Annotated in this window: 10 protein-coding genes; 7 read left to right on the top strand and 3 right to left on the bottom strand. The window is 68.7% G+C overall.

Annotated elements, in window-relative coordinates; genetic code table 11:
- Position 1 precedes the first annotated feature (1 nt).
- The 6 genes from LuPra_RS10675 to LuPra_RS10650 all read left to right on the top strand — a co-directional run bounded on the left by LuPra_RS10675 (position 2) and on the right by LuPra_RS10650 (position 6,513).
- A complete protein-coding gene (locus LuPra_RS10675; protein WP_110170716.1) occupies positions 2–1,282 on the top strand; it encodes a sulfate adenylyltransferase subunit 1 in 1,281 nt (426 codons plus the stop codon).
- Positions 1,283–1,291: 9 nt separating this feature from the next.
- Positions 1,292–2,977 carry an NADPH-dependent assimilatory sulfite reductase hemoprotein subunit gene (locus LuPra_RS10670; RefSeq protein WP_110170715.1) on the top strand — a complete coding sequence of 562 codons (1,686 nt, stop codon included), beginning with the start codon at positions 1,292–1,294 and terminating at the stop codon, positions 2,975–2,977.
- Positions 2,978–2,980: 3 nt separating this feature from the next.
- Complete coding sequence (locus tag LuPra_RS10665; protein WP_110170714.1) at positions 2,981–3,691, top strand: precorrin-2 dehydrogenase/sirohydrochlorin ferrochelatase family protein; 711 nt, start codon at positions 2,981–2,983, stop codon at positions 3,689–3,691.
- A gap of 2 nt (positions 3,692–3,693) precedes the next feature.
- On the top strand, positions 3,694–4,524 hold the full coding sequence (gene cobA / locus LuPra_RS10660; protein WP_234800827.1) for a uroporphyrinogen-III C-methyltransferase: 831 nt from the start codon (positions 3,694–3,696) through the stop codon (positions 4,522–4,524).
- 200 nt (positions 4,525–4,724) lie between these two features.
- The gene (locus LuPra_RS10655; protein ID WP_110170713.1) at positions 4,725–5,747 is read left to right on the top strand and encodes a Gfo/Idh/MocA family protein; all 1,023 of its coding nucleotides are present in this window, start codon (positions 4,725–4,727) and stop codon (positions 5,745–5,747) included.
- A 169-nt stretch (positions 5,748–5,916) separates the two neighbouring features.
- Positions 5,917–6,513, top strand: coding sequence for a LamG domain-containing protein (locus LuPra_RS10650; RefSeq protein WP_234800826.1), 597 nt, complete (start codon positions 5,917–5,919; stop codon positions 6,511–6,513).
- A 234-nt stretch (positions 6,514–6,747) separates the two neighbouring features.
- Here the strand turns inward: LuPra_RS10650 and LuPra_RS10645 are convergent, their stop codons facing one another.
- The gene (locus tag LuPra_RS10645; protein ID WP_110170712.1) at positions 6,748–8,358 is read right to left on the bottom strand and encodes a Gfo/Idh/MocA family protein; all 1,611 of its coding nucleotides are present in this window, start codon (positions 8,356–8,358) and stop codon (positions 6,748–6,750) included.
- A gap of 129 nt (positions 8,359–8,487) precedes the next feature.
- The gene (locus LuPra_RS10640) at positions 8,488–9,339 is read right to left on the bottom strand and encodes a sugar phosphate isomerase/epimerase family protein (RefSeq protein WP_110170711.1); all 852 of its coding nucleotides are present in this window, start codon (positions 9,337–9,339) and stop codon (positions 8,488–8,490) included.
- A 383-nt stretch (positions 9,340–9,722) separates the two neighbouring features.
- Here LuPra_RS10640 and LuPra_RS10635 point away from each other — a divergent pair, with 383 nt between their 5' ends.
- A complete protein-coding gene (locus LuPra_RS10635; protein ID WP_234800825.1) occupies positions 9,723–10,997 on the top strand; it encodes a cupin domain-containing protein in 1,275 nt (424 codons plus the stop codon).
- 158 nt (positions 10,998–11,155) lie between these two features.
- Here LuPra_RS10635 and LuPra_RS10630 read toward each other — a convergent pair whose 3' ends face one another.
- Complete coding sequence (locus tag LuPra_RS10630) at positions 11,156–12,247, bottom strand: pyridoxal-phosphate-dependent aminotransferase family protein (protein WP_157898992.1); 1,092 nt, start codon at positions 12,245–12,247, stop codon at positions 11,156–11,158.
- Positions 12,248–12,502 lie beyond the last annotated feature (255 nt).

Below are 12,502 nucleotides of genomic sequence, written 5' to 3'. Positions count from 1 at the left end.
AATGGACCTGCTTCGCCTGGCCACGGCCGGATCCGTGGACGATGGCAAGAGCACGTTGATCGGCCGCCTGCTCTACGAAACCGGATCGGTGCCCAAGGATCGCCTCGAGGCGATCGAGGCGGCCAGCCGCCGGCGCGGTGCCGAGGGCCTCGACCTGTCGCTGCTGACCGATGGCCTGATCGCCGAACGCGAGCAGGGCATCACCATCGACGTCGCGCACGTCTACTTCGCCACCTCCCGGCGCCGCTTCATCATCGCGGACACGCCGGGCCACGTCGAGTACACCCGCAACATGGTCACGGGCGCCTCGACGGCGGCCGTCTCGGTGATCCTGATCGACGCGCGCAACGGCCTCGTCGAGCAGACGCATCGGCACTACTTCATCTCCGCCCTGCTCCGCATCCCGACCGTCGTCGTCTGCGTGAACAAGATGGACCTGGTCGACTACTCGCAGGCGCGCTTCGACGCCATTGCCGCGGCCTTCCGCGCGATGGCCGCGCCTGTGCAGCCGGCCAACCAGGTGCTGCACATCCTGCCGGTGTCGTCGCTGCACGGCGAGAACGTGACCAGGAAGTCGCCACATCTCGGCTGGTACCACGGCCCGACACTGCTCGACGTGCTCCACGGCGCCGACACGCACCAGCGCAGCGCCCTGCCGGGCCGGTTGCAGGTGCAGCGGGTGCTGCGGCCGCGGCACGAGGGCGCCCTCGACATCCGCACCTACGCGGGCCGCATCACCAGCGGGACCTTCGCCGTCGGCGACGACGTGGTCGTGCAGCCGGGCGATCGACGCAGCCGCATCGCCAGCCTGACCCGCCACGGCCGTGTCGTCACCCGCGCCGAAGCCGGCGAATCGGTGAGCCTGGACCTCACCGACGACATCGACGTCGGCCGCGGCAGCGTGCTGGCGCCGCCAGACGCGGCGCCTGTGGCACGGCAGGCCTTCGATGCCACCCTGTGCTGGCTGGACGAGCAGCCGCTGCGCCTCGATCGCGTGTACCTGCTGCAGCACGGCGTCAGGCGCGTGCGCGCCAAGGTGACGGCCATCTCGGGACTCGTCGACGTCACGACCCTGCAGGTGACCACGCCAGGGCCGGCTGAACTCCGGCTGAACCAGCTCGCGACAGTGTCGTTGCGCCTCGGCGAGCCCATCCACGCGGACGCCTACGCGGACAACCCGCCCAACGGCGCCTTCGTGATCATCGATACGGACACCAGCAGCACGGCAGGCGTCGGCTTCGTGGCCGCGCCCGCGGCCAGTCCGGCCGCCACGGAGCTGTAGGAGCAGGCCATGAGCAAGTTGAACAACGAGCAGGTCAAGGCGGAGAGTCAGGGACTGCGAGGCCCCCTGTCGGATGACCTCGCCAGCTCGGATGCCTTCCTCAGCGAGGCGGGCAAGCTCCTCATCAAGTTCCACGGGTCCTACGAGCAGACCAACCGCGACAAGCGGGGCGCCGCCGCCAGGGAGTACATCTTCATGGTGCGCAGCAAGCTGCCCGGCGGGCGGCTGACGGCAGCGCAATACCTGGCGCACGACGAGATCGCGACCCATCACGGCAACGGCACGCTGCGCATCACGACGCGGCAGGGCATCCAGTTCCACGGCGTCGTCAAGGGACACCTGCGCGACACGATCCGTGAGCTCAATCATGCCCTCGTGACGACGTTCGGCGCCTGCGGCGACGTCGTCCGCAACGTGATGTGCTGCCCGGCACCGACCGACAACCCGAAGCGGCTCGCGGTGCAGCGGTTTGCCGACGTGCTGTGCGCGGAAACATTGCCGAAGACGAAGGCCTACCACCAGATCTGGGTCGACGGCCAGGCCATCGTCGCCGACGAGGAAGACCCGCTCTACGGCGCCACCTACCTGCCGCGCAAGTTCAAGGTCGCGATTGCGTTTGCGGGCGACAACTGCATGGACATCTTCACGAACGACGCGGGACTGATTGCGTTGTTCGACGAAGACGGCGCGCTGGCGGGCTTCAACGTGATCGCCGGTGGCGGCATGGGCGTCACCCACAACAAGGAGTCGACGTTTGCGCGCCTCGCGGACATGGTGGGGTTCGTTACGCCCGGGCATGCGGTCGAGGTGATCAAGGCGATCGTGACGGTACACCGCGATTTCGGTGACCGTACCGATCGCAAGCACGCGCGCCTGAAGTACGTGCTGCACGAGTGGGGCGTCGAGAAGTTCCGGCAGGAACTGCAGTCGCGCGTCACGTTCCCGATCGAGCCGCCGCGGGAGATGCCCACCTTCGTCGTCGACGATCACCTCGGCTGGAACCAGCACGGCCCCGACGCGTGGAGCCTGGGGCTGCCGATCGACAGCGGCCGCATCGCGGACGTGGGCGATCAGCGCGTCCGCACCGGCATCCGCGAGGTCGTCAGCCGCTTTGTCGGCGAGGTCCAGCTGACGGCGCAGCAGAACATCCTGCTCTCGGGCATCCGATCGGCGGACCGCGAAGCCGTCGAAGCGGTGCTCGATGCGCATGGCATCGTGACCGTCGGCCGGATCAGCGGCCTGCGCCGCAACAGCCTGGCCTGCCCGGCCATGCCCACGTGCGGCCTGGCCATCAGCGAGGCCGAACGCGTGCTGCCGCGGGTGCTCGGCGAACTCGATCAGGTGCTCGAGGATGTCGGCCTCCCGGGTCACCCGATTGTGTTCCGCATGACCGGTTGCCCCAACGGCTGTGCCCGCCCATACGTGGCCGAGGTCGCACTCGTCGGACGCTCGCTCGACAAGTACATGCTGTATCTCGGCGGCGACGTCGCCGGTACTCGCCTGGCGCGGCCGTTCCTCGACCTCGTGCCGCTCGGATCGGTCGCGCGGACGCTGAAGCCGCTGTTCGAGCGATACCGCGACCAGCGCCGGGAGGCGGAGGACTTCGGCGACTTCTGCGACCGTCTCGGCCTGGACACGCTCAAGGCGATCGTCGCGGAGGCGACCGCGGCGTCGCAGCCGCAGCCGGTGGCGTAAGCGATGTTCTACCCGATCTACCTGGACCTGCACGGCCGGCCGTGTCTCGTGGTCGGCGGCGGCCCGATCGCGACCGGCAAGGTGCGCGGACTGGTGGAGGCCGGTGCGCTCGTGACGGTGGTGGCGCCGGCTGTCGGCGCCGACGTGGTCGCGTGGCACGAGTCGCGGGTCATCGTCTGGCACGAGAGAGAATTCGTCGCAGAGGATCTCGACGGGCAGTTCCTGGTGTATGCGGCGACCGACGACCGCGAGGTGAACGCGCGCATCTATCGGCTCGCCGATCAGGCCAACCGTGTCGCCAATGCGGTGGACGATCTCGATCACTGCAACTTCATCGCGCCTGCCGTGGCCAGGCAGGGGGTGGTCCAGGTGGCGATCTCCACCGCCGGCAGCAGCCCGGCGCTGGCCAAGCAGATTCGCGACCAGGTCCAGCACGAGGTGCTGACACCCGAGGTCGCGGCCCTGGCCGAGTACCTCGGGAGTTGGCGGTCCGAGGTCAAGCGGCACATCGACACGTATCAACGCCGCCAGGATCTCTGGGAAGGCGTCCTCGAAGGCTGCGTCCCCGGCCTGCTGGCGAACGGCCAGCAGCCACGCGCCGACGAGGCGATGCGTGAGTACCTGCGTCGGGCGGCCGCCCCGCACGACCCGCACGCGCGCTGCGTGGTGCGCGACGAACGGCCCGACGTGTGCCGGGCCTGCAAGGGAGTCTGATCGTGAGTGAAGGCAAGGTCGTTCTCGTCGGTGCAGGGCCCGGGGCCCCGGACCTGATCACCCTGCGCGGCGTCGAGGCGCTGCGGCGCGCCGACGTGGTGCTCTATGACCGGCTCACGCACCCCGCGCTGCTGGAGCATGCCCCCGGCGACGCCGAGCGCATCTACTGCGGCCGCGCACCCGGTGCGCCCGGCGACGATCGCCAGGAGAGCATCCACGACCTGATGGTCCGCCACGCGCGCGCCGGCCGCGTCGTCGTGCGGCTCAAAGGCGGTGACCCGTTCGTCTTCGGCCGCGGTGGTGAGGAAATGCTCGCGCTCGCCGAAGCGGGGGTCGCATTCGAAGTCGTGCCGGGCGTCACGTCGTCGATTGGCGTCCCCGGCACCGCGGGCATTCCCGTGACCCACCGCGGCATTTCGGCCGCCTTTGCCGTCTTCGCCGCACACGAGGCCGACGACGCGGCCGGGCCCGCCGTCGACTGGCACGTGGCGGCGCGCATCCCGACGGCGGTGTTCCTGATGGGCGTCGAGCGGCTCCCCATCATCGTCGCCAGGCTGACTGCGCATGGGCGTCGCGTCGACACGCCCATCGCCGTGATCGAGCGCGGCACCTTGGACGGGCAGCGCGTGACCATCGGGACGCTCGGCAACATCCTCGCGCGCACGAAGGACGTCCGTCCGCCCGCGACGATCGTCGTCGGCGACGTGGTCTCGGTCCGCGAGTCGGTCCTGGCGCTGCAGTCGGGCGAGCCCGCCTGGCAGGTCGCCGCCGCGCTGGCCCCACGCGAGGTGGAACCAACGCGCGCAGCGTCGGCCACGCGTCGCCGCGCGTGATCTCCGACGGTAGGGTCGCGCCTCGACGGTAGGGCCGGCTCTCCGAGCCCGGCCCAATCCCGCTTGCACCGGCTCGCCGACTTGTCTCACCGAAGCCTTGGCGGAGGTGGAGCGCGGCCCATTCCCATCGACACGTGACCGTCGGATAGACTGCGTGCCTCACGCGGGCGGCCTCGTCCCTCGTGTCGGAGGTTCAACGGATGGCGGTGCGAGTCGGAATCGTGGGGGCCGGGCTGTGGGGTGGCAACCACGCGGTGGCATTGAAGGATCATCCGGGCTGCACGCTGTCCGTGATCTGCGATCAGGACGCCGCGCGCGCGCAGGCCCTCGCCGACCGGTGCGGCTGCGCCTGGACGACGAGCGTCGATGACGTCGCGGCGAGCGACGTCGATGCCGTCACGGTGGCGACGCCCGATCATCTGCATGCCGCCCCCGTGCTCGCGATGCTCGCCGCGGGCAAGCACGTGCTGGTCGAGAAGCCGCTCGCGACGACAGTCGCCGAGGCACAGGCGATGGTGGACGCCGCCGATCGTGCAGGACGATCGCTGATGGTCGACTTCCACGCACGCTGGCACCCCCTGTACATGGGCGCGAAGGCGTACGTCGAGCGTGGCGATCTCGGCGCTCCGGTCATGGCGTACGCCCGCCTCAGCGACACGATCCACGTCCCGACGTCGATGCTCTCGTGGGGCAGCCAGTCCGGCCCTGAATGGTTCCTCTTCCCGCACACGATGGACCTGATCCGCTGGCTCTTCCAGCGCGAGCCGGTGGAGGTCTACGCCAAGGGCACGCGCGGCGTGCTCGAGCGCCGCGGCATCAACTGCTGGGACACGATCCAGGCGATCGTCGAGTTCGACGGCGGCGCGATCGCCACGTTCGAGACGTCGTGGATCGTCCCCGACAGTTTCACCAACGTCGTCGACAACCGCATCACCGTGTACGGCGATCGAGGCGGACTCGAGGTCAAGAACGAGCCGTCACTCTGGGCGTTCACCGATCGGTTCCACACGCCGTTCTCCTCGACCGCGGTGACGCGGTACGGCAAGGCCTGGGGCTACCAGTACGAGCCGCTGCGCTATTTCGTAGACTGTGTCGGCCAGGGCGTCGCGCCCGAGAGCACCGGCCGCGATGGCCTCGTCGTCACCGCGATGATCGCCGCCACGCTCCGGTCGCTGGCCGAGAAGCGTCCCATCCGGATGGCCGATGTCCTGCCAGCTGTCTGAGCGCCACAGTGTCCACGCGACGCGGCCGCCTGTCTTGAGCCTGCGGCGGCGGTTACACACAGGCATCGGCGTGGCGGCGGCCGTGGTCGGCATGCTGGTCGGCGCCGGTGGCCGGCCTTGGGCCCTCGGCCTTGGGCCTTCGTTCTCAGCCGACAGTCAACCCGCGCCCATGACCGAGACCTGGACCTTTGATCGGCTCGACCAGATTGGCGGGCATCCGACCACTGTGCTGGGCAGCCCGCGCGTGATCGACTCGCCGCCCGGCAAGGCGGTCGAGTTCGACGGCGTCGACGACGCGCTGCTGGTCGGCGCGCATCCTTTGGCCGGCGCGGCGACCTTCACGTGGGAGGCGATCTTCCGGCCCGATGGTGGCGCACGCGCGCAGCGCTGGTTCCACCTGCAGGAGGATGGCAGCGACAACCGGATGCTGTTCGAGATTCGGGTCGCCGGCGACCGCTGGTTCCTGGACGCGTTCGCGTACAGCAACGGCAACGAGAAGGCGCTCATCAACAAGGAAGCCCTGCACGCTGTCGGCGAGTGGTACCACGTGGCGGCCGTCTACGACGGCACCACGTACAGCAACTACGTCAACGGCGTGCAGCAGTTGGCGTTCCCCATCGTCCTCGTGCCGCAGGGCAAGGGCCGCGCGTCGGTCGGCGTGCGGGTGACGCTGGTCGACTACTTCAAGGGCGCCGTGCATTCCGCGCGCTTCACCAGGCGCGCGCTGACGCCGGCGGAGTTCACGGGTATACGCAGGCAACGCTGAAGGCTGAACACCGAAAACCGAGCGTCGACCTGAAGGTCGACGCCTACAACGGGGCCCGGAGGGCTCGACACGCGCCTCGCAGCTCGCGGCTGCCCCTGTCCACCTTGCAGTTCCGGACCCGCTCCCAACGCTCGACGGCTCTGCCGAAGGTTCGTAGGCGTCGACCTTCAGGTCGACGCGCGGCGTTCGGCGTTGAACGTTCGGCGTTAGGCGTTAGGCGTTAGGCGTTAAGCGTCAAGAACGCCACCCGTCCCTGTACTCGCGTGTAAGGTACTGGTTGGCGTTGGCGTTGTTGGTCACGCGCATGTTCGCGGCGTCGTAGTGAATCTTCGACTTCGCCCGCAACGACACGAGGCCGAGCAGCATGATCTCGTGCAGGTGCGCGGCGTAGGAAAACGGACTCGAGAGTGTGTCCTGCCCCTTGATCGACCGAATCCAGTTCATCTCGTGGGCCTGGTGCGGCACGCGGGCGAGCGTCTCCTTCGGTGCGCCGGTCGAATTGTGCAGCGTGGACGGCAGCAAGCGCGGCGGCATGCCCTCGTTGCACAACAGCTTGCCCTTCGTGCCGATGTAGAGAATGCCTCCCGAGGTGACCAGCCTGGCGTCGCCGTCGAGTTCCTCCGGCGTCGGCGGCATGAATCCGCCGTCGTACCACGTCATGCGTACGGCCGGCCGGCGTCCCTTGGCCGGGAAGTCGTAGTGCGTCATCGTCGCCAACGGGAACGTGAGCTCGTTGAAGGGCGTGGACGTGGTCTCGACGGCCGTGGGCAGGTCGAGATCGAGCGACCAGACCGGGAAGTCGATCAGGTGCGCGCCCATGTCGCCGAGGGCGCCCTGTCCCCAATCCACCCAGCCGCGCCAGTTGAACGGGTGATAGATCGGGCTGTACTCCACGACCGGTGCCACGCCGAGGAACAGATCCCACGCGAGTGTCGAGGGTGGCGCCGTCGTGGGCGCGAGCGTGCTGGCACCCGCCTGCATGACGGCCTGCTGGCTGATGAGGCCGCGACGGGTGTCCGCGGGCGTGGCCACCGTTGGACGGGGGATGCCCTGCGGCCAGATGGGGCGGTTGGTCCACACATGCACCTGCGTGACGTCGCCGACCACACCGGAGGTGATGTAGTCCACGCCGCGCCGGTTCTCGTCGGCGGAGTGTCGCTGGTTGCCGCACTGCGCCTGCACCTTCGTCTCGGCCGCGCGCCGTGCGAGATGCCGCGCTTCCGACACGCACCACGCCATCGGCTTCTGCACGTACACGTGCTTGCCGAGATCCATCGCCGCCGAGGCGATGACCGCGTGCATGTGGTCGGGGGTGGCGATGATGACCGCGTCGATGTCCTTCTGCTGCTCGAACATCACCCGGTAGTCCTGGTACTTGCGGATGCGCGAGGCGGCACCGACGAACTTCTGGAGGTTCGCGGCAGGATCGTCGGCCGGGAAGCGCGCGTTCGCCGCCTGCTGCGCCTGGGTGGTACCCCAGTCCTTCCAGGCGGGCCACGCGGGCGTCCCCTGGCGGCCGGCGCCGCCGCGTGCTGCTGCCGCCCCAACTGGTGCGGCCTCCTCACTCCACCGTGCGAGCCGCGCGTCCAGCAGCGCCGTGTCCACATCGCACAGCGCCGTGATGTTCTGGCTCATCACCGCGCGCGTGTTGCTGGCGCCCATGCCGCTGACGCCGACGACGGCCACGTTCACCAGATCACTGGGCGCCTGCAAGCCCCTGCCGAGCACGTGCCGCGGCACGATCGTGACCGCTGCGCCGACGCCGGCGGCCGTGGCGATGAAGTTGCGTCGCGACACGCCGTGCGGCGTCGCGATGTCGTGGGCGCGATTGTCTTGCGTGCTCATGAGGTGCCTCGGAGTGGGCCGTGCTCCACCTTCGCCAAGGCTACGGTGGGACAAGTCGGAGAGCCGGCCCTACCACTGTGCTGGATGTTCGGCGTTCGGCGTTCGGCGTTCGGCGTTACGTTGATCGACCTACGTGCCGGCGAGAATCAGATCGAGCCGGCGGTTCCGCTCCTCGAACGGGATGTCGCCGTTGCTTTCGATGGTCATCCACCCGTTGTACTTGATCGATTCCAGCGCCTGGCGCAGCACCGCCCAGCGCACGCTGCCTTCGCGGATGTTCACGGAACGGCCGCGCCCGTCCGGATCGGCGGGATCCAGCAGGTAGTCCTTGACGTGCACCTTCGCGAGGAGCTCGCCAAGCGTGAGGATCCACTGCTCCGGTGGAGCACACCGCACGTGGTTGCCGATGTCGTAGTAGGCCTTCACCCACGGGCTGCGGAACGAGGCGACGAAGTGGCGGAACGTCGCAGGGGTTACCCACAGGTTGTTGCTGACGTTCTCGAGCGCGATCACGACACCGGTCTTCTCCGCGATCGGGATCAGGCGGCTCACCCACTCGCGCGAGGTGTCGGTGGCGTGATTGTGGGCTGCGATGTAGTCCGCGTACGGCGCGTTGTCGCCGAACACAACGCGGGTGAGATGACCATTGGCCGGGTCGAACTCGATCTGGAACTCCCAGGGTCGCGGCATGCGAAGCACGGGGCTCTTCGAGATTGCACCTGAGCGATTGCCGCCACCGCTGATGCGACAGGGCACGAGCAGGACGGTTTCGGCGCCGAATGCCTGCGCCGTCCGCAGCGCATCCGCGCTCTCGTCGAAGGTGCGCTTGACCTCGGCCGCATCAGGACTGTTGAACTCGGCCCACCCGTAGAGCACCGAGTGGACCCGCATGCCGAGCTTCTCTGCGACCTCGCGCATCTTCGCGGCTTGTGGCACCGGGATGACGCGGCCCTCGACGCCCTCGAAACCCGCCGCCTTCATGCGCACGAGGTCGTCCTCGGTCGGCTCCGCGATCAGAGCCTTGTGCGGCTTCTCTTGAAGTCGAGCGACGACACTGGCGGCGTGGGCTCCTGCCGGCGTTGGGCAGGTGGCGCCACGCCGGTTGGTGCCTGGGCAGCGAGGGAGCCTGCGCCAAGTCCAAGCCCGGTGGCCAGGCCTGCCGAGGACGAAAGGAAGTCACGACGATTCACTGTTGGTTCCTCCAGCTGAAGCGCGGAGCGTACGCAGGACGCCAGGCGGCGCGTCTGCGGAGCGTCCCTCGCCATGCGCGCCCATCATAGGCCACGGCGGCGTATCCGGCGTTTGGCCCTTTGTGAGACAGGTACGCCGCCTGTCAGCGTGCTGTTACGGGCATACTGCTGCGCATGTCCGACGCCGCGCCGACCAGCACGCGTCACCTCGCCACGCGCACGGCTGACGTCGGTCCGCTCGTCGAGCGTGAACTCGCGCGCACCCAGGGGCTGCTGCGGCTGGCGCCGTGTTGGGTGCCGCGCGCCTTCGTGCAACCCGGACGACGGCTGAAGCTGCATCCCGACGATCTGTATGCGTTCGGACTCGACCGTGGTGGCATCGACGAACGCTGGTTCGCTTCCACGATCGAAGCCGCCAATGCCGGCCGGGTGCCCGACGAGGGCCTCTCCTACATCGTCGTCGAACGCGAACGCGTGACAATGCGCGATGCGGTGGCAGCGTGCGGTGCGAGCCTGATTGGCGAGACCAGCTGGGCGCGGTACCGGCGATGGCCCGTGTTCGCGAAGTTCTTCGACAATCGCGGCCCCATTCCCCACCATATGCACCAGGACGCCGCTCAAGCAGCGCTGGTCGGTCGCGAGGCGAAGCCCGAGGGCTACTACTTCCCGCCGCAGATGAATGCCCGCGCCAACGACTTTCCGTTCACCTTCTTCGGCCTCGCGCCGGGCACCACCAGGGCGGATCTCCGGCGCTGCCTCGAGCGGTGGCACACCGGCGACAACGGCATCCTCGACCTCGCCCAGGCCTCGCGGCTCGAAGTGGGCACGGGCTGGCTGATCCCGCCGCGCATGCTGCACGCGCCCGGCTCGCTGTGCACCTACGAACCGCAGTGGGCTTCCGACGTGCTCGCAATGTATCAGTCGGTCGTCGATGGCCAGGCGATCCCATGGGACCTGCTGGTGCAGGACGTGCCGCCTGCGCACCACCACGATCTGGACTACCTGGTCGATCAGCTGGACTGGGAGGCCAACCTCGATCCCACGTTCAGGGAGTCGCACCTGCTCCGCCCGCGCGAGGCGTCGGCCGGCAGCGGCTTCGTCGACCGGTGGGTGGTCTACGGGCGCATCGCCGGCGCCAGGCTGTTCTCCGCGAAGGAACTCACCATCGAGCCCGGCGCCACCTGCACGATCCAGGACGACGGCGCCTGGGGGCTCGTGTGCGTGCAGGGGACGGGCACCATCAACGGCGAGCCGCTCGCCAGCCCGACGCTGATCAGGTTCGGCGACCTGACCGACGACGAATGGTTCTGCAATGAGGCGGGCGCACGGCGGGGCGTGACGTTCACGAACACGTCACGCACGGAACCGCTCGTCACGCTTCGCTACATGGGCCCGCACGAGGACGGAGCGGACGAGGACGGAGGAGACGAGGACGGAGGAGTGAGGTAGGAAGGAGGAATGAGGACGGAATTGCACTCTGTGTAGCCGTCGACCTTGGTCGACGGTCACCGCCCAAGCGACACCATGCGTCGAGCAAGCTCGACGCCTACATCTTGGCGCTTTGTGAGCGAGTCGTAGCCGTCGACCTTCAGGTCGACGGTCACCGCTTATCCGATCTCTTGTTTGAGGGCCGAGAGAAGGGTCGCGACGTTTTCGCTCGTCGCGCCTGCGCCCATCAGGCCGACGCGCCAGATCTTGCCGGCCAGGGGGCCGAGGCCGGCGCCGATCTCGATGCCGTGCGTGTCGCGCAAGGCGATGCGGACCTTCGCTTCGTCGGTGACCCGCTCGGGGATGCGAACGGTGTTGAGCGTCCACAGCCGCTCGCCCTCGGGTGGCAGCAACGACAGGCCCATCTCCGCCAACTCTGCCACGAACTCGCCGTGCACGCGGGCATGCCGCGCCGAGCGCGCCTCCATCGTCTCTTCATCGATGACGCACAACGCCTCGTACAGCGCGTAGACCAGCGGCGTCGAGATGGTGTGGTGGTACCCGCGCTTGATCCAGTAGCCCTCGAGCAGCGGCAGGTCCAGGTAGAAGCTGCGGCTCCGGGCAGCCGCGCGGCTAGCGGCATTGAACGCAATGGGTGCAAAGCCTGACGGCGCCCCGAGGCCCTTCTGGCTGCAACTGTAGACGACGTCGAGCCCCCAGCCGTCGACGTCGACCGGGTGCGCGCCAAGTGAGGTGACCGCGTCGACGATGATCCGCGGGCCGTGCTCGCGGGCAAGGGCCGCCACGGCCTGCACGGGCTGGAGTACGCCGGTGGACGTTTCCGCATGGACGATCGTCACAGCCTTGAACGACGCATGCTGCAGCGCCGTCCGCACCGCCTCCGGATCGATGGCCCTTCCCCACTCGCCGGCCAGCCGTGTCACGTTCGCGCCATACCGCTGGCAGACCTGGGCAAGCCGATCGCCGAAGTAGCCGGTGACTACGCAGAGCACTGCGTCGCCCTCCTGGACCACGTTGGCCACGGCGGCCTCGAGCCCCGACGAGCCGGTGCCGGGCACGGCAAGCGCGATGCCCTCGGCGCTGACGTTGAACAGTCCGTGCAGTCGCCGGCGGATGTCGTCCAGCAGCGCCAGCATGTCGGGGTCGAGGTGGCTGCGTTGCGGCGCGGTCATCGCCTCGAGGACACGGGGCAGGACGGGACTCGGTCCTGGACCGAGCAGCAGGCGCGGAGTGGTCGGAAGGAAGCTCACGCGGGAGATTCTAGACGAACGCTGAACGTTGAACGCCGAACGTCGAGGCGCGGGCACCGGGTACCGGGTACCGGGTACCGGGTACCGGGCACAACACGGACGAACGTCGAACGCAGAACAGCAGCCGGGCGTCGGGCACCGGGCACCGGGCACCGGGCACCGGGCACCGGGCACCGGGCACAACCGACGAACGCTGAAACGTCGAACGCTCAACACTGAGCAACATCAGACGAACGCAGGTCGCCGAACGCCGCG

Source organism: Luteitalea pratensis (genome assembly GCF_001618865.1).
Lineage (GTDB): Bacteria > Acidobacteriota > Vicinamibacteria > Vicinamibacterales > Vicinamibacteraceae > Luteitalea > Luteitalea pratensis.
The sequence above is the reverse complement of the archived record's forward strand: the minus strand, read 5'-3'. Positions and strand labels throughout refer to the sequence as shown.

Excerpts from the sequence above, each read along its gene's own strand:
- LuPra_RS10635 (WP_234800825.1), top strand. The coding sequence starts at position 9,723 with ATGTCCGACGCCGCGCCGACCAGCACGCGTCACCTCGCCACGCGCACG.
- LuPra_RS10675 (WP_110170716.1), top strand. The coding sequence starts at position 2 with ATGGACCTGCTTCGCCTGGCCACGGCCGGATCCGTGGACGATGGCAAG.
- LuPra_RS10640 (WP_110170711.1), bottom strand. The coding sequence starts at position 9,339 with ATGAAGGCGGCGGGTTTCGAGGGCGTCGAGGGCCGCGTCATCCCGGTG.
- LuPra_RS10645 (WP_110170712.1), bottom strand. The coding sequence starts at position 8,358 with ATGAGCACGCAAGACAATCGCGCCCACGACATCGCGACGCCGCACGGC.
- LuPra_RS10655 (WP_110170713.1), top strand. The coding sequence starts at position 4,725 with ATGGCGGTGCGAGTCGGAATCGTGGGGGCCGGGCTGTGGGGTGGCAAC.
- LuPra_RS10665 (WP_110170714.1), top strand. The coding sequence starts at position 2,981 with ATGTTCTACCCGATCTACCTGGACCTGCACGGCCGGCCGTGTCTCGTG.
- LuPra_RS10650 (WP_234800826.1), top strand. The coding sequence starts at position 5,917 with ATGACCGAGACCTGGACCTTTGATCGGCTCGACCAGATTGGCGGGCAT.
- LuPra_RS10670 (WP_110170715.1), top strand. The coding sequence starts at position 1,292 with ATGAGCAAGTTGAACAACGAGCAGGTCAAGGCGGAGAGTCAGGGACTG.